1 protein-coding gene is annotated in these 296 nt (G+C 48.6%); it reads right to left on the reverse strand.

What is annotated here, in order from left to right; translation table 11 throughout:
- Positions 1-296, reverse strand: a 296-nt coding sequence (locus AB4585_RS29440; RefSeq protein WP_372172379.1) for a chromate transporter, incomplete at both ends; no start/stop codon positions are given.

The raw sequence follows: 296 nt of genomic DNA on the forward strand, positions 1-296 counted from the left end.
TTCTTGTACATCCCCACAATAGCGTCAGCAACCACCACAACAGCCAGCAATTTAAGAGCGTGAATAATGGCAATAAATAGCGACGTTTCTAGCAAGCTACTGCTTAGTAGCGCCAGTGCTAACATCAAGATCACAGATGGTAAGGTAAAGCCGAAAAAGGCAGCAAAAGCGCCACCTATACCGCCTTGCTTATAGCCGAGAGCAAAGCCTACCTGACTAGATCCTGGGCCGGGAAGAAACTGACTCAGCGCAACCAGCTGCGCATATTCCTCATCCGTTAACCATTGCTTCTGCTC

This window comes from Vibrio sp. 10N.222.49.C9 (genome assembly GCF_041474985.1).
GTDB lineage: Bacteria > Pseudomonadota > Gammaproteobacteria > Enterobacterales > Vibrionaceae > Vibrio > Vibrio crassostreae_C.